Origin of the sequence: Streptomyces sp. NPDC006711, assembly GCF_042869775.1 — a bacterium.
GTDB lineage: Bacteria > Actinomycetota > Actinomycetes > Streptomycetales > Streptomycetaceae > Streptomyces.
The window spans coordinates 203,292-227,186 of record NZ_JBIAGO010000005.1 but is presented as its reverse complement, the minus strand read 5'-3'; the positions used below and the strand labels follow the sequence as shown (position 1 = coordinate 227,186).

General features: G+C 71.5%; 25 protein-coding genes, 7 tRNA genes and 1 pseudogene. 14 read left to right on the top strand and 19 right to left on the bottom strand.

The window, feature by feature from the left end:
- The first annotated feature begins 152 nt into the window (after positions 1-152).
- Together ACFYM2_RS13840 and ACFYM2_RS13835 are read left to right on the top strand one after the other, a co-directional pair.
- Positions 153-2,348: an elongation factor G-like protein EF-G2 gene (locus ACFYM2_RS13840; RefSeq protein ID WP_388836077.1), complete on the top strand. Its 2,196-nt coding sequence runs from the start codon at positions 153-155 to the stop codon at positions 2,346-2,348.
- Between the two features lie 193 nt (positions 2,349-2,541).
- Positions 2,542-4,215 carry a hypothetical protein gene (locus ACFYM2_RS13835; protein ID WP_358996497.1) on the top strand — a complete coding sequence of 558 codons (1,674 nt, stop codon included), beginning with the start codon at positions 2,542-2,544 and terminating at the stop codon, positions 4,213-4,215.
- 14 nt (positions 4,216-4,229) lie between these two features.
- On the opposite strand, the gene ACFYM2_RS13830 is transcribed toward ACFYM2_RS13835, so the two are convergent.
- Both ACFYM2_RS13830 and ACFYM2_RS13825 read right to left on the bottom strand, forming a co-directional pair.
- On the bottom strand, positions 4,230-4,949 hold the full coding sequence (locus tag ACFYM2_RS13830) for a uridine kinase (RefSeq protein WP_358996494.1): 720 nt from the start codon (positions 4,947-4,949) through the stop codon (positions 4,230-4,232).
- Between the two features lie 59 nt (positions 4,950-5,008).
- Positions 5,009-5,455, bottom strand: a complete 447-nt coding sequence (locus tag ACFYM2_RS13825) for an anthrone oxygenase family protein (RefSeq protein WP_388836074.1) — start codon at positions 5,453-5,455, stop codon at positions 5,009-5,011.
- Positions 5,456-5,546: 91 nt separating this feature from the next.
- Here ACFYM2_RS13825 and ACFYM2_RS13820 point away from each other — a divergent pair, with 91 nt between their 5' ends.
- On the top strand, positions 5,547-6,155 hold the full coding sequence (locus ACFYM2_RS13820) for a TetR/AcrR family transcriptional regulator (RefSeq protein WP_358996489.1): 609 nt from the start codon (positions 5,547-5,549) through the stop codon (positions 6,153-6,155).
- Here the strand turns inward: ACFYM2_RS13820 and ACFYM2_RS13815 are convergent.
- The 5 genes and pseudogenes from ACFYM2_RS13815 to ACFYM2_RS13795 all read right to left on the bottom strand — a co-directional run.
- A pseudogene (locus ACFYM2_RS13815) lies at positions 6,139-6,336 on the bottom strand (GNAT family N-acetyltransferase); the annotation flags it as partial. The gene ACFYM2_RS13820 and the pseudogene ACFYM2_RS13815 sit on opposite strands and share 17 nt — an antisense overlap.
- A 43-nt stretch (positions 6,337-6,379) precedes the next feature.
- Positions 6,380-6,937, bottom strand: a complete 558-nt coding sequence (locus ACFYM2_RS13810; protein ID WP_358996486.1) for an HIT domain-containing protein — start codon at positions 6,935-6,937, stop codon at positions 6,380-6,382.
- Between the two features lie 101 nt (positions 6,938-7,038).
- Entirely contained in the window at positions 7,039-9,018 is a 1,980-nt protein-coding gene (thrS, locus tag ACFYM2_RS13805) for a threonine--tRNA ligase (RefSeq protein ID WP_388836070.1), read from the bottom strand.
- Between the two features lie 99 nt (positions 9,019-9,117).
- The gene (locus ACFYM2_RS13800) at positions 9,118-10,311 is read right to left on the bottom strand and encodes a hypothetical protein (RefSeq protein ID WP_358996480.1); all 1,194 of its coding nucleotides are present in this window, start codon (positions 10,309-10,311) and stop codon (positions 9,118-9,120) included.
- On the bottom strand, positions 10,311-10,889 hold the full coding sequence (locus tag ACFYM2_RS13795; protein WP_350229357.1) for a DUF4365 domain-containing protein: 579 nt from the start codon (positions 10,887-10,889) through the stop codon (positions 10,311-10,313). Before ACFYM2_RS13795 ends, ACFYM2_RS13800 begins: the two co-directional genes overlap by 1 nt.
- A 191-nt stretch (positions 10,890-11,080) precedes the next feature.
- Here ACFYM2_RS13795 and ACFYM2_RS13790 point away from each other — a divergent pair, with 191 nt between their 5' ends.
- Positions 11,081-11,806 (top strand): 3'-5' exonuclease, encoded by a 726-nt coding sequence (locus ACFYM2_RS13790; protein WP_350229358.1) that lies wholly within the window; start codon positions 11,081-11,083, stop codon positions 11,804-11,806.
- Between the two features lie 72 nt (positions 11,807-11,878).
- Here the strand turns inward: ACFYM2_RS13790 and ACFYM2_RS13785 are convergent.
- From ACFYM2_RS13785 to ACFYM2_RS13770, 4 genes are all read right to left on the bottom strand, one after another.
- Positions 11,879-11,950, bottom strand: a tRNA-Val gene (locus ACFYM2_RS13785).
- Positions 11,951-11,989: 39 nt separating this feature from the next.
- Complete coding sequence (locus ACFYM2_RS13780) at positions 11,990-12,436, bottom strand: SRPBCC family protein (protein ID WP_388836067.1); 447 nt, start codon at positions 12,434-12,436, stop codon at positions 11,990-11,992.
- A gap of 104 nt (positions 12,437-12,540) precedes the next feature.
- Positions 12,541-12,612, bottom strand: a tRNA-Val gene (locus tag ACFYM2_RS13775).
- A 52-nt stretch (positions 12,613-12,664) separates the two neighbouring features.
- Complete coding sequence (locus ACFYM2_RS13770; RefSeq protein ID WP_388836063.1) at positions 12,665-13,066, bottom strand: TIGR02611 family protein; 402 nt, start codon at positions 13,064-13,066, stop codon at positions 12,665-12,667.
- Between the two features lie 199 nt (positions 13,067-13,265).
- On the opposite strand from ACFYM2_RS13770, the gene ACFYM2_RS13765 reads away from it, so the two are divergent.
- Together ACFYM2_RS13765 and ACFYM2_RS13760 are read left to right on the top strand one after the other, a co-directional pair.
- On the top strand, positions 13,266-13,682 hold the full coding sequence (locus ACFYM2_RS13765; protein ID WP_053723613.1) for an SsgA family sporulation/cell division regulator: 417 nt from the start codon (positions 13,266-13,268) through the stop codon (positions 13,680-13,682).
- Positions 13,683-13,876: 194 nt separating this feature from the next.
- Positions 13,877-14,434, top strand: a complete 558-nt coding sequence (locus tag ACFYM2_RS13760) for a CGNR zinc finger domain-containing protein (RefSeq protein ID WP_388836060.1) — start codon at positions 13,877-13,879, stop codon at positions 14,432-14,434.
- Positions 14,435-14,453: 19 nt separating this feature from the next.
- On the opposite strand, the gene ACFYM2_RS13755 is transcribed toward ACFYM2_RS13760, so the two are convergent.
- Together ACFYM2_RS13755 and ACFYM2_RS13750 are read right to left on the bottom strand one after the other, a co-directional pair.
- Positions 14,454-14,627 (bottom strand): hypothetical protein, encoded by a 174-nt coding sequence (locus tag ACFYM2_RS13755; RefSeq protein ID WP_350229362.1) that lies wholly within the window; start codon positions 14,625-14,627, stop codon positions 14,454-14,456.
- A gap of 141 nt (positions 14,628-14,768) precedes the next feature.
- Entirely contained in the window at positions 14,769-15,212 is a 444-nt protein-coding gene (locus ACFYM2_RS13750) for a hypothetical protein (RefSeq protein ID WP_388836057.1), read from the bottom strand.
- 191 nt (positions 15,213-15,403) lie between these two features.
- Here ACFYM2_RS13750 and ACFYM2_RS13745 point away from each other — a divergent pair, with 191 nt between their 5' ends.
- Positions 15,404-15,949 (top strand): DsbA family protein, encoded by a 546-nt coding sequence (locus ACFYM2_RS13745; RefSeq protein ID WP_388836054.1) that lies wholly within the window; start codon positions 15,404-15,406, stop codon positions 15,947-15,949.
- Positions 15,950-16,115: 166 nt separating this feature from the next.
- Here ACFYM2_RS13745 and ACFYM2_RS13740 read toward each other — a convergent pair whose 3' ends face one another.
- The 3 genes from ACFYM2_RS13740 to ACFYM2_RS13730 are packed head-to-tail and all read right to left on the bottom strand — an operon-like array spanning position 16,116 to position 18,913.
- The gene (locus ACFYM2_RS13740) at positions 16,116-16,994 is read right to left on the bottom strand and encodes a GNAT family N-acetyltransferase (RefSeq protein ID WP_388836052.1); all 879 of its coding nucleotides are present in this window, start codon (positions 16,992-16,994) and stop codon (positions 16,116-16,118) included.
- 41 nt (positions 16,995-17,035) lie between these two features.
- Positions 17,036-17,857: an aminodeoxychorismate lyase gene (locus ACFYM2_RS13735; RefSeq protein WP_359004097.1), complete on the bottom strand. Its 822-nt coding sequence runs from the start codon at positions 17,855-17,857 to the stop codon at positions 17,036-17,038.
- The gene (locus ACFYM2_RS13730) at positions 17,858-18,913 is read right to left on the bottom strand and encodes a chorismate-binding protein (RefSeq protein WP_388836049.1); all 1,056 of its coding nucleotides are present in this window, start codon (positions 18,911-18,913) and stop codon (positions 17,858-17,860) included. It lies immediately after the preceding gene.
- A gap of 192 nt (positions 18,914-19,105) precedes the next feature.
- Between ACFYM2_RS13730 and ACFYM2_RS13725 the strand changes: the two genes are divergently transcribed.
- From ACFYM2_RS13725 to ACFYM2_RS13705, 5 genes are all read left to right on the top strand, one after another.
- Positions 19,106-19,178, top strand: a tRNA-Gly gene (locus ACFYM2_RS13725).
- A gap of 38 nt (positions 19,179-19,216) precedes the next feature.
- Positions 19,217-19,290 (top strand) — tRNA-Cys (locus ACFYM2_RS13720).
- 1 nt (position 19,291) lies between these two features.
- Positions 19,292-19,363: transfer RNA gene (locus ACFYM2_RS13715), tRNA-Val, on the top strand.
- Between the two features lie 47 nt (positions 19,364-19,410).
- A tRNA-Val gene (locus ACFYM2_RS13710) sits at positions 19,411-19,482 on the top strand.
- Positions 19,483-19,529: 47 nt separating this feature from the next.
- Positions 19,530-19,604, top strand: a tRNA-Val gene (locus ACFYM2_RS13705).
- 287 nt (positions 19,605-19,891) lie between these two features.
- Here the strand turns inward: ACFYM2_RS13705 and ACFYM2_RS13700 are convergent.
- Together ACFYM2_RS13700 and ACFYM2_RS13695 are read right to left on the bottom strand one after the other, a co-directional pair.
- Complete coding sequence (locus ACFYM2_RS13700; RefSeq protein WP_350229368.1) at positions 19,892-20,101, bottom strand: hypothetical protein; 210 nt, start codon at positions 20,099-20,101, stop codon at positions 19,892-19,894.
- 198 nt (positions 20,102-20,299) lie between these two features.
- Complete coding sequence (locus ACFYM2_RS13695; protein WP_359004103.1) at positions 20,300-20,605, bottom strand: hypothetical protein; 306 nt, start codon at positions 20,603-20,605, stop codon at positions 20,300-20,302.
- Between the two features lie 194 nt (positions 20,606-20,799).
- On the opposite strand from ACFYM2_RS13695, the gene ACFYM2_RS13690 reads away from it, so the two are divergent.
- Positions 20,800-22,107, top strand: coding sequence for a serine/threonine-protein kinase (locus tag ACFYM2_RS13690; RefSeq protein ID WP_388836046.1), 1,308 nt, complete (start codon positions 20,800-20,802; stop codon positions 22,105-22,107).
- 55 nt (positions 22,108-22,162) lie between these two features.
- On the opposite strand, the gene ACFYM2_RS13685 is transcribed toward ACFYM2_RS13690, so the two are convergent.
- Positions 22,163-23,104, bottom strand: a complete 942-nt coding sequence (locus ACFYM2_RS13685; protein ID WP_388836044.1) for an alpha/beta hydrolase family protein — start codon at positions 23,102-23,104, stop codon at positions 22,163-22,165.
- 184 nt (positions 23,105-23,288) lie between these two features.
- Between ACFYM2_RS13685 and ACFYM2_RS13680 the strand changes: the two genes are divergently transcribed.
- Positions 23,289-23,891, top strand: coding sequence for a TetR/AcrR family transcriptional regulator (locus ACFYM2_RS13680; protein WP_359004112.1), 603 nt, complete (start codon positions 23,289-23,291; stop codon positions 23,889-23,891).
- Positions 23,892-23,895: the final 4 nt, after the last annotated feature.

The following is a 23,895-nucleotide window of genomic DNA, read 5'->3' as shown; positions in this document are numbered from 1 at the left end:
CACGTACGACGTATGGACGCACCGTGACCGGAGTGGAAAGCTCGAATTACCGCGGGCATCGCAGCTGCCGCCTCGGCACGCGCAGTCCGCGTGTCCGCGCCCTCACACCACCTCGCCGCGCGTCACGAGCGGGAGGACCGAGAGGAACCGACATGGGCGACAAGGCGAACGCACACCCCGGGGCCGCCGGCAGGGCCACGACGGCCGGCCACCCCGCATCGGTACGGAATGTGGTGCTGGTCGGCCACAGCGGCTCAGGAAAGACCACGCTGGTGGAAGCCCTCGCGCTGGCGGCGGGGGCCGTCAACCGCGCGGGCCGGGTCGAAGACGGCGGGACCGTCTCCGACCACGACGAGATCGAGCACCGCCAGCAGCGCTCCGTACAGCTGTCGCTGGTCCCGATCGCCTGGGACGGCTTCAAGATCAACCTACTGGACACCCCCGGATACGCCGACTTCGTCGGGGAGCTCAGGGCCGGTCTGCGGGCGGCGGACGCGGCCCTGTTCGTCGTCTCGGCGGCGGACGGCATGGACGGCTCCACCCGGATGCTCTGGGACGAGTGCGCGGCCGTACGCATGCCGAGGGCCATCGTGGTCACGCACCTGGAGGCGGCCCGCGCCGACTTCGACGCGATGACCGGGATCTGCGCGGGCGCCTTCGGCGGCGACGATCCCGACGCCGTACTCCCGCTCTACCTGCCGGCGCACGGCGCGCCGGGCCCCGACGGGCACGCCCCGGTGACCGGGCTCATCGGCCTGCTCTCGCAGCGGGTGTTCGACTACTCATCGGGTGAGCGCAAGGAGATCGGGCCCGACGCGGGCCAGCTCCCGCTGATCGAACAGGCCCGCAACCGGCTCATCGAGGGGATCATCGCGGAGAGCGAGGACGAAACCCTCATGGACCGCTACCTGAGCGGCGAGGACATCGACTTCACGTCGCTGGTCGCCGATCTGGAGCGAGCCGTGGCGCGCGGCACCTTCCACCCCGTCCTGGCCGCGGCGCCCGCCGCCGACGGCGCCCGGCACGGCCTCGGCACCATCGAACTGCTCGAACTCATCACCGGCGGCTTCCCCTCGCCCCTGGAGCGGGCCACGCCCGACCTCACGACCCCCGAGGGCAAGCCCCGCCCGGCCCCGGCCCGCACCGCCGATGGTCCCCTGGTCGCCGAGGTGATCAAGACCTCGTCCGACCCGTACGTGGGCCGGATCAGCCTGGTACGGGTCTTCTCGGGCACCCTGCGCCCCGACGAGACGGTGCACGTCTCGGGTCACGGCATGGCGGAGCGGGGCCATGAGGACCACGACGTCGAGGAGCGCGTCGGCGCCCTGTCCTCGCCCTTCGGCAAACAGCAGCGCCCCCTCACGCAGTGCGTCGCGGGCGACCTGGCGTGCGTGGCGAAGCTGGCGCGGGCCGAGACCGGCGACACCCTGTCCGCCAAGGACGACCCGCTCCTGATGGCGCCCTGGGACATGCCCGATCCGCTGCTCCCCCTCGCCATCGAGGCCCACAGCAAGGCCGACGAGGACAAGCTCTCGCAGGGCCTGGCCCGGCTGGTGGCCGAGGACCCGACCATGCGGCTCGAACAGAACCCGGGCACCCACCAGTTGGTGCTGTGGTGCCTGGGCGAGGCCCACCGCGACGTCGCCCTGGAGCGCCTGCGCACCAGGTACGGCGTCCAGGTCGACGTCGTCCCGCACAAGGTGTCCCTGCGGGAGACCTTCGGCGCGCGCTCGGCCGGGCGCGGCCGGCACGTCAAACAGTCGGGCGGGCACGGGCAGTTCGCGATCTGCGAGATCGAGGTGGAGCCCCTGCCGCCGGGCAGCGGCATCGAGTTCGTCGACAAGGTGGTCGGCGGCTCCGTGCCGCGCCAGTTCATCCCCTCGGTCGAAAAGGGCGTACGGTCCCAGGCCGCCAAGGGTGTGGCCGCGGGCTATCCGCTGGTGGACGTGCGCGTCACACTCCTGGACGGCAAGGCGCACTCGGTGGACTCCTCCGACGCCGCGTTCCAGACCGCCGGGGCGCTCGCCCTGCGCGAGGCGGCCGCCGAGGCCCGCATCCATCTGCTCGAACCGGTCGCCGAGGTCCAGGTCATGGTCGCCGACGACTACGTGGGCCCGGTCATGAGCGACCTGTCGGGACGCCGGGGCCGGGTGGTGGGCACCGAACAGGCGGGACCGGGGCGCACCCTGGTCAGGGCCGAGATCCCCGAGATCGAGATCGGCCGCTACGCCCTCGACCTCAGGTCGCTCTCGCACGGCACCGGACAGTTCAGCCGCAGGTACGCACGGCACGAGCCGATGCCGCCCCAGCTCGCCGACAAGATGCGCGCACAGGACGAAGGGAAGTGAGGGGGCACAAGGGCGGGAAGGCGCACGGCAGTTGACGTTGCGTCAGCAGGGCGCCCGGCGCGCGCCTCCGCTCGACGGGCGGCATCACGACGTCACCTGACGGGCGGGCCGCCTCCCCGATACGCTGGGGTCGCAGATCAGATGGTGTGCGCGGGGCGGCGGCCGGGAACAGGCCGCAGGACGGCGTGCGGCGATGGGGGCGGCAGTGACCACGGAAGAGCCATTCTTCGACTTCTTGCCCAGGCCACAGGTGCCGTTGCAGGGCTCCGCGGGCCAGACGGCGGCGACCCAGGCCCTCGCCTCGGCCGCGTACCGGGACAGCCCGGTCCAGGACATACTCATGGCCAACAGCGAGTGGCACGAGTCCGTGGTGACCAAGGGCAAACTGTCCCTCCTGGAACCCAACCTCGGCGAGGCCTTCTCGCGTGCCGTGCAGTCCCGGATGCTCGGCGCCACCCGCAAGGGCATCATCCAGTCCTTCGGCACCGAGCCCGGCACCATCGTCGAGCACTGCCTGGCCGCGATCCGCATCCGCAAGGAACGCGACACCAAACTCACCCTGGTCATGGCCGTCTTCGGGCTGCTCTTCCTGCCCGGCATGCTGCTCTGGCTCGGCCTCTTCCAGCTGCGCCGCACCCTGGCCGGGGCCAAGGACCGCCGCGTCGGGGCGCTCGGCACCATCCTGCTCGTGGCGGCCGCGGGCCTGGCCGTGCTCTTCCTGATCAAACTGCCCTTCCACGGCTTCCTCGGCCTCTATCTGCGCGCGATGATCGTGGCCCCGGTCATCGGCTGGTTCTGGGCCAAGGTGATCTGCGAGAAGACCGCGCGCGACCTGCGCTCCCGCTGGGACAGCCTGCTCGGCGGCGGCGGCATAGGAGCCAAGATCCCCGAGGCGGTGCCCAAGAGCGCGGCGGCCGGCTCCGCCGAGCAGCTGCGCCAGTCCCTGGTCAAGCTGGCCGCCGAGGACCAGAGCAACGTCGTCTTCTACGCCGGGCCCAAGGGAATACTGGGCATGGGCACCCGCTGGGGCAGCTGGCAGCTCGCCGAGGAGCTTGAACCCAAGGAGCCCGGCAAGGAGATCCACGGCTTTCGCAGCTGGGACGTCATACGGGCCATCCAGGACCGCCTCCAGCTCCTGGAACGCGGTCCGCTGCACACCGGCGGCTTCCCCACCCCCTCCATCAAGAACTGGGTGGTCTCCCCCATCGGCGAGGGCGCCAAGGAGGTGTCACGCCCCAGTGGCCAGGACATCGACAACTTCCAGGTGCGCCAGCACGAGATACAGCGCATCTGCAACGAGCAGCAGTTCTCCAGCGGGAACCGGCACTACCTCGGCATCCAATTCACGCTGTGGGACGGCCAGTTGGTCATCACGATGATGGTCACCGTCACCGTGCTGCACGAGACGCTGCGGATCGAGGTGACCGGGCACGCACTAGGCCCGGTGCACCCCTTGTTCACCACCAAGCCCTCCCCCAAGACCAAGGAGGTCGACAAGACCTTCAAGTTCTGGGAGAAGAAGACGGTCCAGCTGCCCCTGGTCGACGCCGCGGAAGTGGTGCGGCTCACCGCCCGCGCCCCGCTGACCTGGTACCCGCCGGTCCTCGACCACCTGGGCGGCAAAATAGCGCTGCCCGAGCCCTTCGGCCTGCGGCACGCCTGGGCGGACAAGCCCTGGCGCCACCGCTTCATGGCCGACGACGCGATGCGCGCGGCGACACCCGTCCTGCGGGTGGTGCACGCCGCGGCCATGAAGGTGCTCGACGAGCACGGGGTGAACACCGAGCGCTTCACCAACCGCTCGATGATCCTCAGCGGCCTGGTCCAGGACCCGGCGCCCAGGAAGGCCGACGTGTACGACGCGTAGACCCTGTCCAGGTGTCACGGTGTCACGACCCGCGGGCGCGCGAACACCGAGTTGTCGATGACGACGTCCATCATCGGCAACGGGTCGACTTCCCGCAGATGGACGCGCTCGGCGGCCAGATACCTGGTGCGGTGCAGCGTCTCCGCCCCGGCCCAGTCCTGGTCCCGCTCGGCACCCCGCCGGACGGACAGTTCCGCGTCCACCCGCAACCACACGCGGAAGTCCCAGTAAGCGTTGATCTCGGGACGGAAGGCGAACACCCCGTCCACGATCAGCACGGAGTCCGCCCCGAGCGGCGTCACTTCGGATGAGTGGTCGCGCTGGGTCAGTGGGTCGATGCCGCACAGCGCACACGTCGTCGCTCGCGATGACCGGCAGGGGTCCAGCAACAGGCGCTTGACCGCTTCGTAGTCGTACGCGTTCCGGTAGTACCCCTCACCGGACTCCCGGTCGTAGAGGTGCCGGTCCCTCCACGGCTTCTTGAAGTCGTCGAGAGTCGCCCGGAGTACCGGCCGTCCCGCTGCGCTGATCCGCTCGGCCAGTTCATGCCCGAAGCTCGTCTTCCCGGCTGCGGTGAAGCCGTCGATCCCGACGAGCAGACGGTCCTGACCGCATGCGAGGACGCGCTCGGCGATCTCTTCCACCAGCGCGCCGCGCTCGGCGGAGGCTTCCGGCGGACAGGGCTGCCGCCAGGACGAAGCCGAATGCTGGACGGCTGGCCGCGGTGGTCTCATGGAGGGAACCTATCGGCCGGTTCGTCGGCCGGGAAGATCACACGTCAGCGGCCGACGGCTCAGGTGAGGGCGGTGACCAGGGTGGCGAAGGCGGCGATGATGACGGCGACGCGGACGTAGTGGAAGCGCTGCCAGCGGTCCAGTTGCTCTCTCCAGTCGGCGGGCCGGTCCTCGGGGGTCCACGTCTTGTTCCGGTTGTTGATCGGGACGAGCAGCAGGATCGACATGATCACGCTGAGAATCAGCAGCGCGCCCGCGGTGACGACCAGGCCGGCGCCGCGATGGTGCCGGCCGGTGACGGCCCAGGCCGCGACGAGGACGCACGAGCCGATGTACCAGAACGGCATCACGGCGCCGAGCATCCGGCCCCCGTGGGCGTGGCCCTGCTGGGCGCTGTCCTCCGGGAGGGCGTTGAGGATCCGGCTCATGACGACGAGGACGGCGAACTCCACCCCCACCAGCACGCCGACCACCACAGTGGTGAAGACCTCGAGTGCGTGGAACATGACGGCCCCTCCTAGAATCTAGCGCCGCTAGCCGATGAGGCAACGCTAGACCTACTGCCGCTCGATTGTCTAGCGGTGCTAGAATCGGATCATGTCGGTACAGGAACGCAAGGAACGCGACCGGGCGGAGCGCGAGCGCCTGATCGTGGCGACGGCCCGCCAACTCGCCGAGCAGCAGGGCTGGGACGCGGTCACCACCCGCCGGCTCGCCGAGCGCATCGAGTACAGCCAGCCGGTCCTCTACAGCCACTTCCGCGGCAAGCGCGAGATCATCGGCGCCGTCGCCCTCCAGGGCTCCACCGAGATGGCCGCGGCGGTGCGGGCCGCGACCGCCGCCGCGAACGGGCCGCGCGCCCGGGTGTACGCCCTCGCCCGCGCCTACCTCGACTTCGCCGAACGCAACCCGGCGGTCTATGACGCCATCTTCCAGCTCGACGGCGGCCTCGCGTACGCACAGGAGGAGACCCCGGAACCCCTCAAGGACGCTTTCGCCGCGCTACTGGAGTGCCTGGGCGAGGTCACGGGGGAAGGCGTCGCTTCGGGACTGTTCACCGAGGTGTTCTGGGCGTCCCTGCACGGAGTGGCGACCCTGACCCGGTCGGGACGGCTCCCGCCGGAGGACACCGAGGCGAGGGTGCGGCTGCTGGTGGACCGGCTTCCTGTGCACGCTGCCGAGGGCGGGCTCAACGGCGGGGCGTGACCGGGTCCCGCACACCGAGCCACGGAGCGGCACCCGAGGCCCGGTAGCGCTCCACCTCGGTGAACCCCGGCTTTGCCGCGAGGCGCATCGAGGCGGCGCCGGCGGTCGGGGTGGCGAGCACCACCGGCTCACCGGGGAGGACACTGTCGAACCAGTCGAGCGCCGCCGCGCAGCTCGATGAACGCCGCGAACAAGACGTGCGGACCCGCCGGCCCCTCGGTGCCCTAGGCAGGCCAGGCGTTTGCGAGCATCGTGCGGGTGTCCGCGAGGAGTTGGGGCAGCACCCGGGTGTGGCCGACGACCGGCATGAAGTTGGTGTCGCCGCCCCAGCGGGGCACGATGTGCTGGTGCAGATGGGCGGCGATCCCGGCACCGGCCACCGAGCCCTGGTTCATGCCGATGTTGAACCCGTGCGCGCCGGACGCCGCGCGCAGCGCGGTCATCGCCCGCTTGGTGAGCTCGCCCAGCTCCAGGGTCTCGGCCGCGTCGAGCTCGGTGTAGTCGGCGACGTGCCGGTAGGGGACGACCATGAGGTGCCCGCCGTTGTACGGGTACAGGTTGAGCACCGCGTACACGTGCTCGCCCCGCTTGACGATCAGCCCGTCCTCGTCCGACTTCGCCGGAATCGAGCAGAACGGACACCCGTCGCCGGACTCCGGTCCCGTCGGCTTGTTCTCGCCCTGGATGTAGGCCATCCGGTGAGGCGTCCACAGGCGCTGGAACGCGTCCTGGACACCCACTCCGATCTGCTGCTCCGGCTCACTCGTCATGGGGAAAAGCATAGGACTTCGGTGCCCCGGCACATCGTCCGGGTCACCCGCCACGGAACATGCGCGGGCCCCCGGGAAGGCGCGCTTCCCGGGGGCCCGGCGTGGGGCGGGGCTCAGACCTGGGTCCGCTCCGCCACGACCTTCTCGATCTTCGCGATGGCCTCGGCCACCGGGATGCCGTTCTCCTGCGAACCGTCGCGGTAGCGGAAGGAGACGGCGCCCGCCGCCATGTCCTCGTCACCCGCGATGATCATGAACGGGACCTTCTGCTTCTGCGCGTTGCGGATCTTCTTCTGCATGCGGTCCGACGAGGCGTCGACCTCGACCCGCAGCCCCTGGGCCTTGGCCTGGCGGGCGAAGTCCTGAAGGTACTCCACGTGCGCGTCACCGATCGGGATGCCGACCGCCTGGACGGGGGCGAGCCACGCCGGGAACGCGCCCGCGTAGTGCTCCAGGAGCACCGCGAAGAAGCGCTCGATGGAGCCGAACAGCGCGCGGTGGATCATGACCGGACGCTGCTTGGTGCCGTCGGACGAGGTGTACTCGAGGCCGAAGCGCTCGGGCTGGTTGAAGTCGACCTGGATGGTCGACATCTGCCAGGACCGCCCGATCGCGTCCTTGGCCTGCACCGAGATCTTCGGGCCGTAGAACGCGGCGCCGCCCGGGTCGGGAACCAGCGGGAGGTTCTGCTTCTCGGCCGCCAGACGCAGCGCCTCGGTGGCCTCCTCCCAGGCCTCGTCGGTGCCGATGAACTTGTCGGACTCCGGGTCACGGGTGGACAGTTCGAGCTCGAAGTCGTCCAGGCCGTAGTCGCGCAGCAGGTCGAGCACGAAGGTCAGGAGCGAGTCGAGCTCCTGCGGCATCTGCTCCTTGGTGCAGTAGATGTGCGAGTCGTCCTGCGTGAAGCCCCGCGCGCGGGTCAGGCCGTGCACCACGCCGGACTTCTCGTAGCGGTAGACCGTGCCGAACTCGAAGAGCCGCAGCGGCAGTTCACGGTAGGAGCGGCCGCGCGCCTTGAAGATCAGGTTGTGCATGGGGCAGTTCATCGCCTTGAGGCGGTAGTTCTGCCCGTCGAACTCCACCGGCGGGAACATGCCCTCGCCATAGTGCGGCAGGTGGCCCGAGGTGACGAAGAGCTCTTCCTTGGAGATGTGCGGGGTGTTCACGAACTCGTAGTCGGCAGCCTCGTGCTTCTGGCGCGAGTACGCCTCCATCTCCCGCCGGACGATGCCGCCCTTGGGGTGGAAGACCGCGAGACCCGAGCCCAGCTCCTCGGGGATGGAGAACAGGTCGAGCTCGGCGCCGAGCTTGCGGTGGTCGCGCTTCTCGGCCTCGGCAAGGAACTCCAGGTGCGCCTTGAGCTCTTCCTTGGTCGGCCACGCGGTGCCGTAGATGCGCTGGAGCATCGGGTTCTTCTCGCTGCCTCGCCAGTAGGCGGCGGCGTTGCGCATCAGCTTGAACGCGGGGATGGCGCGGGTGGTCGGCAGGTGCGGACCGCGGCAGAGGTCCTTCCAGCACAGCTCGCCGGTCTTGGCGTCGAGGTTGTCGTAAATGGTCAGCTCGCTGCCGCCCACCTCGACGTCGGCGCCGTCGTCCGTGGACGCCGAGCCCTTGATGCCGATGAGCTCCAGCTTGTACGGCTCGTCGGCCAGCTCCGCGCGGGCCGCCTCGTCGCTGACGACGCGGCGCGAGAAGCGCTGGCCGCGCTTCTGGATCTCCTGCATCTTCTTCTCGATGGCCTTCAGGTCCTCGGGAGTGAAGGGCTTCTCGACGTCGAAGTCGTAGTAGAAGCCGTCCCGGACCGGCGGGCCGATGCCGAGCTTCGCCTCCGGGTGCAGCTCCTGCACGGCCTGGGCCATGACGTGCGCGGTGGAGTGGCGCAGGATGTTGAGGCCGTCCTCGGAGGAGATCTCGACGGGCTCGACCTCCTCGCCGTCCTTCACCTCGTACGCGAGGTCCTTCAGCTCGCCGGCCACGCGGGCCGCGACGATGGTGCGCTCACCGGCGAAGAGCTCGGCCGCCGTAGTGCCCGTCGTCACCACGCGCTCTTCCCGCTCGGAATCGCGTTGGATGATCACACGGACGTCTGACACCGGACTTCTCCTGCCGTAGGGGGCGCGCAGCGCTTCTCGCGTACGCGGGACGATCCTACCGAGCCGGTGGGGTACGTCGCGAAATGGATATCGCGGCGCTCACCGGGGAGCGGGTCCCGCTTCCGTGCCGCAGGCCTCCTCGAAGAAGTCGACGTTCTCCTGGAGCGACTTCATCAGCCGGTCCCGCTCGGCGTCGTCCACCGGGACCGGCGCCACGTCATGGGCGCCGCGGATCCGCCGGAACCCGTCCCGGCTCTCCAGCTGCCCCACGACCCGGATCGGCAGCCCGACCAGGTGCGCGTGCCCGGCGATGCGGTACGCCTCCTCGTCCAGCTCCACGCGCACGTGCGCGACCTCGGCCCCGGCCAGCACCCGCAGCCGTACGAACCCCGGACCGCGCGGCTCAGGCCGGCGCAGGCGCACCACCGCGCCGGTGACGCGCACCGGCACCGACGGTTCGCCGCCCAGGTAGCGGGCGCCGGCGGCGCGCAGGGCGGGCAGGTCGCCGGGTGAGAAGTCGACGGGTTCGGGCCGGGCCGCGCAGCCTTCGGGGACTCCCGCTGCGGGTGCCCAGGCCAGGGCCACGCGCGCTCCCTCGCTGCCCCGCACCAGGGCGACAAGGGACTCGGTCAGCTCCCTGCTGACGCCCGCGTTCACGGCGGCGTCGAAGGCCTCCATGCCGCCGGTGGTGCGCTGGTAGTCCACCGCGTCGCGGACCGCGTTCAGCGCCGCGTACAGCTGGACCACGGCCGCTCGCGCGGTGGCCGCGGGCACGAACGCGGTGAGCCCGCCGCCCCGCGCGGGTTCCACCAGGACGCCGTCGAGGCAGGCAAGGGCCTGGCGGCGGTGGCGCGCCCCGTGGTGGCCGGCGGGCCCGCGCGCGGCCAGGGCTCCCGCGAGCAGCATCCGGTGGGCCGCGCCGCGCAGGTGTTCCTGCTCGGCCCAGGAAGCGGTGCCGGCCGGTCCCTCGGGCACCTCGCGCCACCAGCGCACCTCGTCGCTCGGCACGGCGAGCGAGACGAGCACGTCGCGTGCCGAGGGCGCGGCGCTGCGCGCGAGCGCGGTCAGGGCTTCGCCGATCAGGTCGTCGCTGTCGGGGTAGGCACGGCTCTCGGGGACCAGCAGGCTGGTGCCCGGGCCGGCCGCGCCCGGCGGCGTCCAGCGCGCGTAGCGCCCCGGGGCTCCGCCGCGCCGGTGCCAGCCGTGCCGGCGCAGCAGCGCGCCGAGGACGGCCGGGTCGACCGGGCCGGGGACCGGCGGGATCGAGCCGGGTTCTTCGTCGGGCCGGCGCATCAGGGTCTCCCTCCCGCTCCGACCCGCGTCATGATCTCGCAGAGCGCGCGGTCGTCGAAGATCCGCGAGGTCGGTATCCGCACCGTGGTCCTGCGCCGGCCGGTCACCGGGTGTCCGGCCAGGTTGATCCAGTAGCAGCAGTGGCGCAGGGCCAGGCGGTCGTGGCCCGCGCGCAGCCACTCGTCCCGGCTCCTCGGCGCCAGCATCACGACCAGGATCTTGTGGACCGACACGGGTGTGCGGGCCAGCTTCACCAGGTGGTCGTTGTCCAGCGTGAAGGAGAAGACCCCGCCCGGCGGGTGCGGCGGGATCTGGTAGGTGCACTTGAGCTGCACCTTGATCGTCACTTCGTCGTCGACGACATGGCCTGCGGCGCTGTGGCTCACGTGCCAGTCGATCCCGTTGTCGGGGAAGGGCTGGGACAGCGAGCACCCCGCTGCGGCCGCCACCGCGTGCAGGTAGCCCACCTGAAGGGTCTCCATGCAGGCGGTGGTGGCGAGTGAGCCGCGCAGCGGTGCGATCCGCCCCGACAGCAGACCGTGGCCGGGCGCGGCCGGATCGGGCTGCGCGAGCGCCATGGCTGCCGTATGCCTTCCGGGCGGTGCCGAACCATTTCTCATGACGGTCCGTCAACACCTTGGACCGTCATCTGTGTTGTCTCCGCAGTCCACGGCCCGCAAACGGCGTATGACGCAAACAGCACGGGTATCACGCAATCGGGCAGGGGAAGCACGCCATCTGCCAGGAGTGCGCGAGGAGTTGAGTAGACATGACGTGCTGGTACGAGGGTCCCCTGGCGGCGTTCGACACGGAGACGACCGGGGTGGACGTCGAAGGGGACCGCATGGTGTCGGCCGCGCTGGTCGTGCAGGACGGCCCGGGCGGGCGGCCTCGGGTGACGCGCTGGCTGATCAACCCGGGCATACCCGTCCCGGCGGGCGCGACCGCCGTGCACGGTCTGACCGACGAGCACCTGCGGCTGAACGGGCGCTGGCCGGCGCCGGTGATGGAGGAGGTCGCCAAGGCGCTGGCCGAGCAGTGCGCGGCGGGGCGCCCGCTGGTCATCATGAACGCGCCGTTCGATCTGACGCTGCTCGACCGGGAGTTGCGCCGCCATCGCGCGGCCTCCCTCGGCCACTACCTGGGCCGCAATCCGCTGCGGGTGCTGGATCCCCGGGTCCTGGACAAGCATCTGGACCGCTACCGCAAGGGCCGGCGCACCCTGACCGATCTGTGCGAGCACTACGGCGTGACGCTGGAGGGCGCGCACGACGCGGCCGCCGACGCGCTGGCCGCCCTGGAGGTCGTACGGGCCCTCGGGCGCAGGTTCGCGGGCCGGCTGGAACGGCTGACGCCCACCGAGCTGCACGCGCTCCAGGCGACCTGGCACGCGGCCCAGGCGCGGGGCCTTCAGGCCTGGTTCAGCAAGCAGGGCACCCCGGAGCTGGTGGACACCGCGTGGCCGTTGCGGCCCGAACTCCCGGCGGCCGCCTGAGCGTTGGCGGGCCGGCGGTGGAGGCGGGCAGCAAAAAGGCCGGTCCGTCGGGGACGGACCGGCCTTTCCCGGTGGGCGATACTGGGTTCGAACCAGTGACCTCTTCGGTGTGAACGAAGCGCTCTCCCACTGAGCTAATCGCCCGGGAACGGACTGAACCATACAGGCCTTGTGGCCCCGCTTTCAAACCGCGCCCAGACGCCGGCGAAGGCGACGGCGACCGGAGCGCATCATCAGGGCGTGGTTGGCCCGGAACAGCGGGCGGCCCGGCACGGCGAGGCGGCGCAGGAGCGGCCGGACGACCTCGACGTCCTGCTCGTAGACGACGCGCGTACCGGCGCCGTGCGCGCTCAGCGTCCAGCGCGCCATGCCTTCGAGGTCGCCGCTGAGTGCGGCCTCCAGGACCAGCGCCACCGGATCGCGCCGGGTCTCGCGCGCGGTGACGACCAGCTCGTATGGGATGAGCGCGCGGAACCGGGCGGTGGCGGTGCGCTCGTCGAGCGGGACCATCTCGCGGACCTCGGGCCACCAGTGGGGGTACTCCTCGTGGCGCTCCAGGACGGCGTAGACGGCGCCAGGGGCGGCCGGCAGGTCCCAGACGCTGCGGAAGCGGTAATGGCTCCAGTTCATGCGGCCAGTGTGCGCGGGGCGGCGAGGCGGCGGCCGGGCGCCCCCGGGGCGGGAACGCCGAAGGCCCCGGAGATCGTGACGATCTCCGGGGCCTTCGGTCCGGGTGGGCGATACTGGGTTCGAACCAGTGACCTCTTCGGTGTGAACGAAGCGCTCTCCCACTGAGCTAATCGCCCGGGCGCAGCGCCAACATTACCGCATGTCAGCGGGGTCTTTGACCACGCGCCGTCAGTTGTTGATCTTCCATGGCGCCACCATGCCGAACTTCCCCACGTAGACGCCCGCGAGCGCGGCGGCGATCACCAGGCCGGCCGTGGTCACGGTGATGTTGCGCCGCCGCACCTTGGGGTCGAGCGCCTTGCGCGTCGCCTCGGCGACCTTCCGCTTGGTCCAGCGCAGCACGAGCTGGGCCCAGACGAATTCGGTCGCCCAGATCGCCATGCCGCCGAAGATCACCAGCCAGCCGGGGCCCGGCAGCGGCAGCATGACCACGCCCCCGGCCACGACCGCGAGACCCACCACGAAAACGCCGACCTGCCAGCTCAGGCGCAGCGGCCTCGACGCCCTGATGAACGCGGGCGCCCGCGACCCGAGTGCCGTGGTGCCCTGCTCGTCACTCCCCGTATCCATGCGCCCCAACGTACCGGACGGGTGTCTCGAAACGGGTTCACCGAAATGGGCGTATAACCCAAAGTAATACTCCGCCGTACGAGCTACGTGAACCCCTTCAAAACGGTCAGAGGGGTTTACAACGGCACCGTAGGTGGCATGTCGATTTCGCCGACGTGCGAATCCCCGAGCGCACACTGAGCGAAAGGCCCTGGCGCTTATGAACACCACGGTCAGCTGCGAGCTGCACCTGCGCCTCGTTGTGTCGAGCGAGTCCTCACTGCCTGTACCCGCGGGCCTGCGGTATGACACGGCCGATCCCTATGCCGTGCACGCCACCTTCCACACCGGAGCCGAGGAAACCGTCGAGTGGGTCTTCGCTCGCGACCTCCTCGCGGAGGGCCTGCACCGGCCCACCGGAACCGGCGACGTCAGAGTCTGGCCGTCGCGCAGTCACGGCCAGGGCGTCGTCTGTATCGCCTTGAGCTCGCCGGAAGGAGAAGCCCTGCTCGAAGCCCCCGCGCGGGCCCTGGAGTCGTTCCTCAAGCGGACCGACGCCGCGGTGCCGCCCGGCACCGAGCACCGTCACTTCGATCTCGACACGGAACTCTCGCACATCCTGGCCGAGAACAACTGAGGCCAGGCAGAGAGCCGCACGGCGCCGTCCGACTCGGGGCGACGGCGCCGCGCGGACAACCACGGAGCGGCAGCCACCGGCGCCGTCCCCCACGAAGCCGTCGTGGGGGACGGCGCCGGTGCGCGTCCGGCACGAGCCGCTAGAGTCGGCCAGCATCCGACGGGCGCCGCCCGCCGCAGGCCAGGGAGCGAATCGTGCTGATCCCTCACGACACCCGGATCGCGCTCGACATGGTGGTCGATCTGGTGAACACCGCACCGGAGAGCGAGGCCAGGGACCGTCTCGCGGACGTCGACGCGCTGCACGCCTTCGTCAAGGACCACAGCGTCAGCGGCGTGGAACGGCTCTCCCCCGGTGACCTCCTGGGCGTCAAGCAGGTGCGCGCCCGGTTCGCCGAGATCTTCGCCGCGCCCGACGCCCGCAGCGCGGCCGCGCTGGTCAACCAGCTCGTCGCGGCCGCCGGCACCACCCCGCAGCTGACCGACCACGACGGCTACGACTGGCACGTGCACTACTTCGCGCCGGGCGCCTCGGTCGCCGACCACCTGGCGGCCGACGGCGGCATGGCGCTCGCCTTCATCGTCGTCACCGGGGAGCAGGAGCGTCTGCGCCGGTGTGAGGCGCCGGACTGCGGGCGGGCCTTCGTGGACCTCTCGCGCAACCGCTCCCGCCGCTACTGTTCGAGCCGTACCTGCGGGAACCGGCTGCACGTGGCCGCCTACCGGGCCCGGCGCAAGGAAGCCGCCGGCTGAGCCGTCCCGGCGGCGGGCCTCAGAGCAGGAACAGATCGTGTACGGCCGCCATGAGCAACAGGGCGCCGATCACCCCCAGGAAGATCATCAGGGGCGGCTGGGAGAGCGCGAAGAGGCAGCCCCGCGCCTGGGGGTCGGGGGCGCTCGGCTCGTCGGTGGGTGCAGGGACGGGGCCCTGGGAAGTGTCCAGCATCTCGGGGTGATGATGACCCAGCCGCGCCGCATGGATATACCAACGTGGCCATATTCAGCGGGAGTTCACCCGATCTTGCGGCGCGTACGAAAACAGCCGCACGGGCCGGCGCACCTAGGCGCGCGCGGCGGCCGGGCCGCCTCAGATGCCGTGCTTCTTCAAGATGGCCTCGATGTCGCTGAAGTCCTCGTTCGCCGCCGGCTTGCCCTGGGGCCGGGCGGCCGGCTGAGCCGGCGCGCGGCCCGCGCCGAGCGAGGGGGCCGACGCCTCCGGCGCCACCGCCTCACGCCGGGCGGCCGCCGCCGCCTTGCGCTCCTTGCGGGTGCCACCGCCGCGCCGCTCCACGGCGCGGGTCGCCAGGAACAGCAGCCACGCGGCCCCGAGCAGGCCGAAGCCGATCCAGACGCTGGGCTTGAAGACGATGCCGGACACCCACTGCACGACGCCCGTCATGACCAGGCCCACAGGGACCAGCGAGTAGGCGGCGACGCGCGTGGCCGCCAGAAAGCGCCTGCGGTACGCCGTGATGGCGGCGATGCCCAGGCCGGCCGCGGAAACGGCGGAGCAGACGGTCTCGGCAAGCATCCGGTTCCTCCAGGCGGGAGCGGCGGGGCGAAACGAACGGTGGGGCGAAATCAGCGGTGGGGCGAAATGAGTGGTGACGCTCCTTCCATCCTGCACCGGAACGTGGTCCGCGGGCCACGCCCGGCCTCGACCTCAGGGACATCTCCGGGGCCAGATCCTCCCCAGGTGCCGGTTGCTGGGAGACTGGACCCATGAGCGACACCGCCCCCTCCAGCACCACCGGCCCCGCCGACGCCCCTGGCACCCCTGGCCCCCTTGTCCTCGATGTGTGGTGCGAGTTGCAGTGCCCCGACTGCCACACCGCCCTGGACGACATCCGCGCCCTGCGCGCCCGCTACGGCGACCGCCTCGACATCCGGCTGCGGCACTTCCCGCTGGACAAGCACCAGCACGCCTTCGCCGCCGCCCAGGCCGCCGAGGAGGCCTTCGAGCAGGGGCAGGGCTGGCCGTACGTGGAGGCCGTGCTCGCGCGCACCGAGCGCCTGGCCACCCGGGGCGAGCGCACGCTGGTGGAGACGGCGGGCGAACTCGGCCTGGACACCGACGAGTTCGAGACCGCCCTCATCGACGGGCGGCACATGCTGATCGTCGACGCCGACCAGGCCGAGGGCAAGGCGATCGGGGTGACGGGCACACCGACGTACGTCATCGGCGAGGAGCGTCTGGACGGCGGCACGAGCCAGGAAGGGCTGCGCGAGCGCATCGAGGAGATCGTGGACCGCCTGCTCGCCCGCTAGGGGGTGTCTGGTGGATCAGGGTCGGTCAGGGCGCGGCGTCTGGTGCGGTGCATCGCAAGGCGCCGGAGCGTCTCGATAGCGGAGCTATCGGGGCGATTCGGCAACGCCGCGAGGTGCCGTGCCAGACGCCGCGCCCCCGGCCATGGTCCACCAGACACCCCCTAGCTCAGAGCAGCCGTTTGACGAGGTGGTGGCGGGTGGCGCGGTAGCCGAGGGAGTCGTACAGGCGCGCCGCCGGGGTGTTGTCGGCGTAGACGTGCAGCCCGATCGTGTTCATACCGTCGGCCAGCGCCACCCGCTCCGCCAGCAGCATCAGCGAGCGCCCGTGAGCGCGCCCCCGGTGCTCGTCGGCGACCAGGACGTCGTAGATGTAGCCGCCTCCCCCGGGTTCCTCGCGTTCCTCGCGTTCCTCGCGTTCCTCGGTCGGCGCGGACGCGGGCGCCCGGGCCACCCAGAGGCTGCCGACCGCCCTGCCCCGCTCCTCGAGGACCATCAGATGCGCCCCCTCGGTCGCGGCTCCCCCGGGCAGCAGCTCACCGTGCTCGCGCTCGGACATCGCCCGGGCCCGCGCCTCGTCCGTGCCCCGCTCGATCCAGTCCCGCGCGTAGCCCTCCACCGCCTTCGCGCGCCAGCTCGCGTACTCCTCGGCGGTCATGGGCCTGCCGGTGGTCCCGGCGGGCAACTCCGGCGGTACGGGCGGGAGTTGCTTGACCATGGTGCGGCTGCGCTCCACGTAGCCGAGGGCGCCCGCCATCCTGAGCGCCGCATCGGCCTCCGCCGGGACGGTGACACGGACCTCGCCGCTGCCCCAGCCGCGCAGCACCTCCTCGGCGGCGAGCGCGGCGACGGTGCCCCGGCCGCGCCCCCGGTCGGCCTCCTCGATCCGCAGTCCTTCGATCCGGCCCACGGCGGGCCCGAACCGCGGGTCGGTGGCGATCTGGATCCGTCCGACGTGCCGGCTGTTCACACACACGTCGTAGGTACGTGACTTGGCGCCGTCGGCACCCTGCTGGAGCGGCCCGGTCGGCCGAATGGTGGTGGTCATCAAGGCCGTTGTACCTGCCCCGGCGCCCCCCGTCACGGGGTTTACGGGTCCAGATCCGATCCGGCCCGCTCCTCGAAGATCCGCATGGCCTTCGCCGTGACCGGACCGGGCGCCGTGCCCAGAACCCGCCCGTCGACCCGGTGCACGGCCTGGACGTCGCGCAGGGTGGAGGTCAGGAAGATCTCCTCGGCGCGCTCCAGGACGTCCAGGTCCAGCTCGCTCTCGTACGCGCCGGTCCACTCCACGGTCAGCGCGCGGGTGATCCCGCCGAGGCAGCCGGAGGCGAGCGGCGGGGTGTGCAGGCGGCCTTCGACGACCACGAACACATTGGAGCCGGTGCCTTCGCACAGCCGGCCCGCGGTGTTCGCGAACAGGGCCTCCGACGCCCCGGCCGCGTGCGCCCTGGCGAGGGCGACGACGTTCTCCGCGTACGAGGTGGTCTTCAGGCCCGCCACCGCACTGTGCTCGTTGCGGGTCCAGGGCACCGTGACCACGGCGGTCGTGTCGGGGCGGCGCGCGGTCTCGCCGAGCGCGACGACCAGGCTCGGCCGGTCGTCGCCCCGGTCGGAGCCGAGCGGTGAGATGCCGCCGGTGTAGGTGATCCGCAGCCGGCCCAGCGGCATGGGGTTGGCGTCAAGAACGGCCGCGCAGGCCCGCCGCACCTCGTCGAGGTCGGGGTCGGGCAGGCCGAGGCCGCGGGCCGAGCGCGTCAGCCGGTCCAGATGGCGGGTGAGCGCGAAGAGCCTCCCGCCGGTGGCCTTCACCGTCTCGAAGACGCCGTCGCCCACGGTGAGCCCGTGGTCGAGCACCGACACCTGCGCTGCGCCGGCGTCACGCAGGGCGCCGTTGACCCAGATCTGCATTTACGCGGTCCTTCCCCTGTGCCCGTCGTGGGCCCGGTCGCCCGACGCTATCGCGAGCAGCCTGGAGGCCTTCAGCTCGGTCTCGCGCCACTCCCCCTCGGGGTCGGAGCCCCAGGTGATGCCCGCCCCCGCGCCGAACCGCAGCATTCCGTGCGGCCGGTCGAGCCAGAACGTGCGTATACCCACGGCGATCTCCGCGGTGCCCCGGTCGGCGTCGACCCAGCCGATGCCGCCGCAGTAGGGGCCACGGGGTTCGGTCTCCAGCGCCTCGATGATCCGCGTCGCGCTGGTCTTCGGTGCCCCGGTGACCGAGCCCGGCGGGAAGGCGGCGGCAAGCAGCTCCGGCCAGCCGGCCCCCTCGCGCAGCTCGCCGCGCACGGTGGAGACGAGGTGGACGAGGCCCGGGTACTCCTGGACCGCGCACAGCTCGGGCACGCTCACCGTGCCGGTGGCGCAGACGCGCCCCAGGTCGTTGCGGACGAGGTCCACGATCATCACGTTCTCGGCGTGGTCCTTCTCCAGCAGGTCCGCCTCGGTGCGCGCGGTCCCCTTGATGGGTCCGGACTCCACGGTCCGCCCGGCGCGGCGCAGGAAGAGTTCGGGTGAGGCGGTGGCGATCTCGACCCCGTGGGCGGGCAGACGGATCGTTCCCGCGTACGAGGCGGGGTTGCCCCGGGCAAGCAGCGCGGTGAGCGCGTCCACGTCGGCCGTCGCCGGCTCGGGCAGCGGGGCGCTCAGTACCCGGCAGAGATTCACCTGGTAGACGTCGCCGGCCGCGATGTGCTCGCGGATGCGGCGTACGCCCGCCAGGTAGGCGGCGCGGTCGAGGGAGGTCGTCCAGTCCTCGGCGGCGGGCCCGCGCCAGGCGCCCGGTACGGGCTCGGGGACGGGCAGGGTGCGGACGTCCGCGAACCGGGCGCAGACGAGCCGTCCCTCGAAGTCGGCCGAGACGGCCCAGAAACCCGCGGAGTCGAGGGCCGCGGGGTCACTGGTGACATCACGCAGGTCAGTGGCGACGAGGCGGCCGAAACGGGCCAGCGGAGTGAGTGCGTGCACGCTGGTGAGTCTAGAGCGGGTGCGGGTGGGGTGCCCCTGGGTGACGTGGAGGCGAACGCCGGGCGTCGTCCCTGGCGGGGGCACGGACCGGACGCACCGCAGCACGCTGCACAAACGCGTTTTTGTACTGGCCCGGGAATCCGCTAGAGTTCAACACGTCGCCGGGACGCGCAAGCGGAACGGAAACGACAAGCGGACGTGGCTCAGTTGGTAGAGCATCACCTTGCCAAGGTGAGGGTCGCGAGTTCGAATCTCGTCGTCCGCTCGATGTGGGGGATCTTCCCGACCCTCATATGCACTCCTGGTGGAGTGGCCGAGAGGCGAGGCAACGGCCTGCAAAGCCGTCTACACGGGTTCAAATCCCGTCTCCACCTCCAGGCGCGATTAGCTCAGCGGGAGAGCGCTTCCCTGACACGGAAGAGGTCACTGGTTCAATCCCAGTATCGCGCACGCAGTAACACGAAGTAACCGGTCCCGTAGGGTTTGGGGCCGTTCCCGCGCGATTAGCTCAGCGGGAGAGCGCTTCCCTGACACGGAAGAGGTCACTGGTTCAATCCCAGTATCGCGCACGCAGTAACACGAAGTAACCGGCCCGGTAAGGTTTGGGGCCGTTCCCGCGCGATTAGCTCAGCGGGAGAGCGCTTCCCTGACACGGAAGAGGTCACTGGTTCAATCCCAGTATCGCGCACCACCCGGGACCCCCGGCCTTCTCGAAGGCCGGGGGTTTCGTCGTTCGGGCCGTCGGCTTGGCAGCTCAACACCCTTGCGGGAGCGCCGAGTCGGGGACCGAGTCGCGAACGAGCCGTGGGACGTGCCGCAGAACGAGCCATGGGAACGGCGAGGAAAAGGCGTGGCCCGATCGGCTCCCCAGCCGATCGGGCCACGCCTTCTACTGCCGTCCGCCGCACCCCCGTCCCCACGGGGCTGATATGGCCGGATGTCCCGACCCGGTCCGCTCTACCGGGTCCGGGGCGCCGCTCAGCGCCCCAGCATCACGCCCACGGACGACGCTTGTGTGACCACCGCGTCCCAGCCGCCGAAGACGACTACGAGCAGGGCCGCCAGGGGAAGGACCATGGCCGTCGCCACCAGGGGGTGGCGCGGGCCGGAACGACGGGCGCCGAACGCGATGCCGTGCGCCGCGCGTCCCCGCGCGCGGACGACTGGCCGCGTCACCGTGTGCGCCATGGTCCTCTCCTGTCCGGTTCAAGGTGTTCTTCGTTGCCGCTGCCAAGCGTCGTGCTTGGCAGCGGCGGGTGTCTGGCCTCGGGGGACGAGTGCGCCACCCGCCGCTTGACTCCCACAGTAGGCAGGCGCGCGGCGCCGCACGTCATGCCCTCGTACCGCTTGACTGGCCTCCCAGGGGATGAGCCGTCACCCCCGTGCCTACTCCCCTGGGTGGAGACGGGCCTCCTGCCTCTTGGGGTCTTCCCGGAGGGGACGGGGCCCCGGGCGGCTCTCCCGCTCCCCCGCGTCCTCCCTGGGGACGGGCTGCTCGACCAGGGCGAGCACCCGCGTCGCCATGAAGCGGGCGGTGCGCACGACCGTGCCGCTGCGGGTGACTTCGCTCACTTCGACCACACCGCGACGGACCGCCGTCTCGACCCTGCGCCCCGCCCTGCTCGCCACCACTTCATAGGTGCGCGTCGTGTCTCCGGCGTCCACCACTATCTCCACGCGGTCACCCTTCATGGCCCCAAACCCCCTTCTGCGACGGACCGTTGAGATCTCGCACGGGCCAGCCGCCAGGGATCCACGGCTCGCTGACCACTCTTCAAGTTTCCCACCGGGCACTGACAATCGGTCGGGCCGTGAGGGCGCGGCCTATGAGCACACCGGGCGACGGGTACGTAAGCTGTGCCACGTCAACAGGACTGGCAGCGGGGATGAAAATGGCGATGATGCGGCTCCGGCGCGAGGACCCGCGTGTCGTCGGCTCGTTCAGGCTCCACCGGCGTCTCGGCGCCGGCGGCATGGGGGTGGTGTACCTCGGTTCGGACCGGCGCGGGCAGCGGGTGGCGCTGAAGGTGATCCGGCCCGACCTCGCCGAGGACCAGGAGTTCAGGTCGCGGTTCGCCCGCGAGGTCTCGGCGGCGCGCCGGATCCGTGGCGGGTGCACGGCCCGGCTGGTTGCCGCCGACCTGGAGGCGGAGCGCCCCTGGTTCGCCACCCAGTACGTCCCGGGACCCTCGCTGCACGACAAGGTCGCCGAGGAGGGCCCGTTGACGGCCGCCGACACCGCGGCAATCGGCGCCGCCCTGTCCGAGGGCCTGGTCGCGGTGCACGAGGCCGGGGTCGTCCACCGCGACCTCAAGCCGTCCAACATCCTGCTGTCCCCCAAGGGACCGAGGATCATCGACTTCGGCATCGCGTGGGCCACCGGCGCCTCGACGCTGACCCATGTCGGCACGGCCGTGGGCTCCCCCGGCTTCCTCGCCCCCGAGCAGGTGCGCGGCGCCGCGGTCACGCCGGCCACCGATGTCTTCTCGCTCGGCGCGACCCTGGCGTACGCCGCGATGGGTGACTCGCCGTTCGGACACGGCAGTTCCGAGGTGATGCTCTACCGCGTGGTCCACGAGGAGGCGCAGCTGCGCGGTGTGCCCGACGCGCTGGCCCCCTTGGTCCAGGCGTGTCTGGCCAAGGACCCCGAGGAGCGGCCGAGCACCTTGCAGCTGTCCATGCGGCTCAAGGAGATCGCCGCACGGGAGGCGCAGGGCGGCTCGCACGCACCGGGCGCGGACGTGCGTCCCCCGGTGCAGCGCGACCGTGCCGAGGTGGAGCGGCCCACCGGACGGATCGACGAGCGCACCCAGCGCTACACCGAGGCCGGCCGTGACATCCCTTCCCCCGCGTCCCGGCCCGGGGCGCGCACGGGCGGCTCCGCGTCCCGTACGGGCGGCTCGTCATCCCGTACGGGCGGTTCCGCGCCGCGCACGGGCGGCTCGGCGCCTCGTACCGGTGGCTCCTCTTCGCGTACCGGCGGCTCCTCGTCGCGCACCGGTGGTTCGCGTCCGGGTGGGCCGCGCGGGGGTGCGTCCCGCCCCGGGGGGCGTCCCGGGACGCGGCCCGGGGCGCGCACGTCGGGCGGGGGGCTGCGGCCCGCCAACCCGCGGCTGCTGCGGCAGCGGCTCACCGTGTTCGTGCTGGTGACCTTGATCGTGCTGTTGGGCATCGCGGCGGTCAAGCAGTTCTGAGCAGTTCTCAAGGCGGGCAGACCTCTCGGTGCTCACGCGCCCCGGGTGGCTGCCGCTACTTGGTCCGCAGCGTGGCCAAGGGGTCGGGGTCCGCCTCGAGTTCGCTCATCACCGCCTTCCAGGAGGTGTCGCCCGGGTGGAGGGCGCTGTGCAGGAACGCCGTGGTGAGGCGCTGGAGCAGGGCGACACGTGTCGGGTTCTCATCCGTCGTCTCGCCGGCCTCGTATCCGGCGACGCCGCCCAGCGAATGCTCCCCGCCGGCCAGGGTGAGCAGGCTCTTGGGGGCCGGGCTGTGGGTGTAGGGGTCGGTGAACCAGTCCGGCCCGCGCGTGGTCAGCCGGGAGTGGTCGTTGTCCCCGGCGACGACGAGCGTGGGCGGCGTCATGGCGGCGAAGGACGGCGTCATGAAGGGAAGGTGCTCCCGCGCGAACGGGGTCAGCTCGTCGCCGAGGCCCGGCGCGGCGAGCAGCACGCCCGCCGTCACGCGGGGATCGGACATGTCCTCTCCGGGCGCACCGTCCGGGCCGAGGACGCGCGCGCCCAGCAGCATGCTCGCGCTCTGGGCCCCCCAGGAGTGCCCCGCCACGGCGACCCGGGCGCGATCGACGCGGCCGGCCAGGCCCGGTATCGCCGCTTCCAGGACGGCCAGTTCGTCCAGCACGCGCACCAGGTCCGCGACGCGCACGCGCCAGATGCCCGGCGTGCGGGGATCGTCGGCGGGTAGGGCGAGGGTGCGGGAGTCGAGGTGGGTGGGTTGCACGACCACGAAGCCGTGCGCGGCCCAGTGGTCGGCCAGCGGGCCGTAGCCGTTCATCGAGGAGCCGGAGCCGTGCGAGAGGACGACGACGGGCAGATCGCCGCCGGTCGCGGGGGCGGACACGCGGACCTGAAGGTCCTCGCCGCGGCCCGGGGCGGGCAGGACGACCGGCTTCGCGGAGACCACCGCGGCGGGGACGCCCCGCACGTTGCGCGCGGCGAGGGTGATGGAGTCGGACATGGAGGTGCCTTCCCTTGACGGCGATGGCGGGCCGGGGTCCGGTCTGCCATCATGAGTGAAGCGGAACCTTGTTCCGTTTACGATACGGAACCGTGTTCCGTTTTACAAGGGTGAATCCGGGTGATCGCGAGAGGTGATCGCCGAACACCGCCCGGCGGTGCGGAAAAAGGGAAGGGAGTGCCGCGTGAGCGACAGCGGCAAGGGGACGGCGGGCTCGGCCGGGTCCCGGCGCAAGGACGCCCGGCGCAATCAGCAGACGCTGCTGGAGGCCGCGGCCGCGGTCTTCGTCGAATCGGGCGTGGAGGCGCCGGTCCGGGACATCGCCGCCGAGGCGGGGGTCGGCGTGGGCACCATCTACCGCCACTTCCCCACCCGGGCGGACCTCGTCGTCGCGGTCTACCGCCATCAGGTGGACGCCTGCGCCGAGGCGGGCCCCGCCCTGCTGACGGCGGCGCCCTCACCCCGGGCCGCCCTGGAACAGTGGGTGGACCAGTTCGTCGACTTCCTGGTCACCAAACACGGCCTCGCCGGGGCGCTGCGGGCCGACACCAGCGGCTTCGAGCCGCTGCACACCTATTTCCTCGACCGGCTCCTGCCGGTCTGCGCCGGGCTCCTGGACGCCGCCGCCGAGTCCGGGGAGATACGCTCCGACCTCGAGGCCTATCAGCTCATGCGGGGCATCGGAAACCTGTGCGCGGGCGCCGAGGACGACCCGCGCTATGACGCGCGCCGCCTGGTCGCGCTGCTCCTCGCGGGACTGCGAAAGGACCCGGCGGCCCGGAGTTGAGCGC

Bases quoted from the DNA above. Each gene is read 5' to 3' on its own strand.
- ACFYM2_RS13840 (WP_388836077.1), top strand. From the start codon at position 153: ATGGGCGACAAGGCGAACGCACACCCCGGGGCCGCCGGCAGGGCCACG.
- ACFYM2_RS13835 (WP_358996497.1), top strand. From the start codon at position 2,542: ATGGGGGCGGCAGTGACCACGGAAGAGCCATTCTTCGACTTCTTGCCC.
- ACFYM2_RS13830 (WP_358996494.1), bottom strand. From the start codon at position 4,949: ATGAGACCACCGCGGCCAGCCGTCCAGCATTCGGCTTCGTCCTGGCGG.
- ACFYM2_RS13825 (WP_388836074.1), bottom strand. From the start codon at position 5,455: ATGTTCCACGCACTCGAGGTCTTCACCACTGTGGTGGTCGGCGTGCTG.
- ACFYM2_RS13820 (WP_358996489.1), top strand. From the start codon at position 5,547: ATGTCGGTACAGGAACGCAAGGAACGCGACCGGGCGGAGCGCGAGCGC.
- ACFYM2_RS13810 (WP_358996486.1), bottom strand. From the start codon at position 6,937: ATGCTTTTCCCCATGACGAGTGAGCCGGAGCAGCAGATCGGAGTGGGT.
- ACFYM2_RS13800 (WP_358996480.1), bottom strand. From the start codon at position 10,311: ATGCGCCGGCCCGACGAAGAACCCGGCTCGATCCCGCCGGTCCCCGGC.
- ACFYM2_RS13795 (WP_350229357.1), bottom strand. From the start codon at position 10,889: ATGGCGCTCGCGCAGCCCGATCCGGCCGCGCCCGGCCACGGTCTGCTG.
- ACFYM2_RS13790 (WP_350229358.1), top strand. From the start codon at position 11,081: ATGACGTGCTGGTACGAGGGTCCCCTGGCGGCGTTCGACACGGAGACG.
- ACFYM2_RS13780 (WP_388836067.1), bottom strand. From the start codon at position 12,436: ATGAACTGGAGCCATTACCGCTTCCGCAGCGTCTGGGACCTGCCGGCC.
- ACFYM2_RS13770 (WP_388836063.1), bottom strand. From the start codon at position 13,066: ATGGATACGGGGAGTGACGAGCAGGGCACCACGGCACTCGGGTCGCGG.
- ACFYM2_RS13765 (WP_053723613.1), top strand. From the start codon at position 13,266: ATGAACACCACGGTCAGCTGCGAGCTGCACCTGCGCCTCGTTGTGTCG.
- ACFYM2_RS13755 (WP_350229362.1), bottom strand. From the start codon at position 14,627: ATGCTGGACACTTCCCAGGGCCCCGTCCCTGCACCCACCGACGAGCCG.
- ACFYM2_RS13750 (WP_388836057.1), bottom strand. From the start codon at position 15,212: ATGCTTGCCGAGACCGTCTGCTCCGCCGTTTCCGCGGCCGGCCTGGGC.
- ACFYM2_RS13745 (WP_388836054.1), top strand. From the start codon at position 15,404: ATGAGCGACACCGCCCCCTCCAGCACCACCGGCCCCGCCGACGCCCCT.
- ACFYM2_RS13740 (WP_388836052.1), bottom strand. From the start codon at position 16,994: ATGACCACCACCATTCGGCCGACCGGGCCGCTCCAGCAGGGTGCCGAC.
- ACFYM2_RS13735 (WP_359004097.1), bottom strand. From the start codon at position 17,857: ATGCAGATCTGGGTCAACGGCGCCCTGCGTGACGCCGGCGCAGCGCAG.
- ACFYM2_RS13700 (WP_350229368.1), bottom strand. From the start codon at position 20,101: ATGGCGCACACGGTGACGCGGCCAGTCGTCCGCGCGCGGGGACGCGCG.
- ACFYM2_RS13695 (WP_359004103.1), bottom strand. From the start codon at position 20,605: ATGAAGGGTGACCGCGTGGAGATAGTGGTGGACGCCGGAGACACGACG.
- ACFYM2_RS13690 (WP_388836046.1), top strand. From the start codon at position 20,800: ATGAAAATGGCGATGATGCGGCTCCGGCGCGAGGACCCGCGTGTCGTC.
- ACFYM2_RS13685 (WP_388836044.1), bottom strand. From the start codon at position 23,104: ATGTCCGACTCCATCACCCTCGCCGCGCGCAACGTGCGGGGCGTCCCC.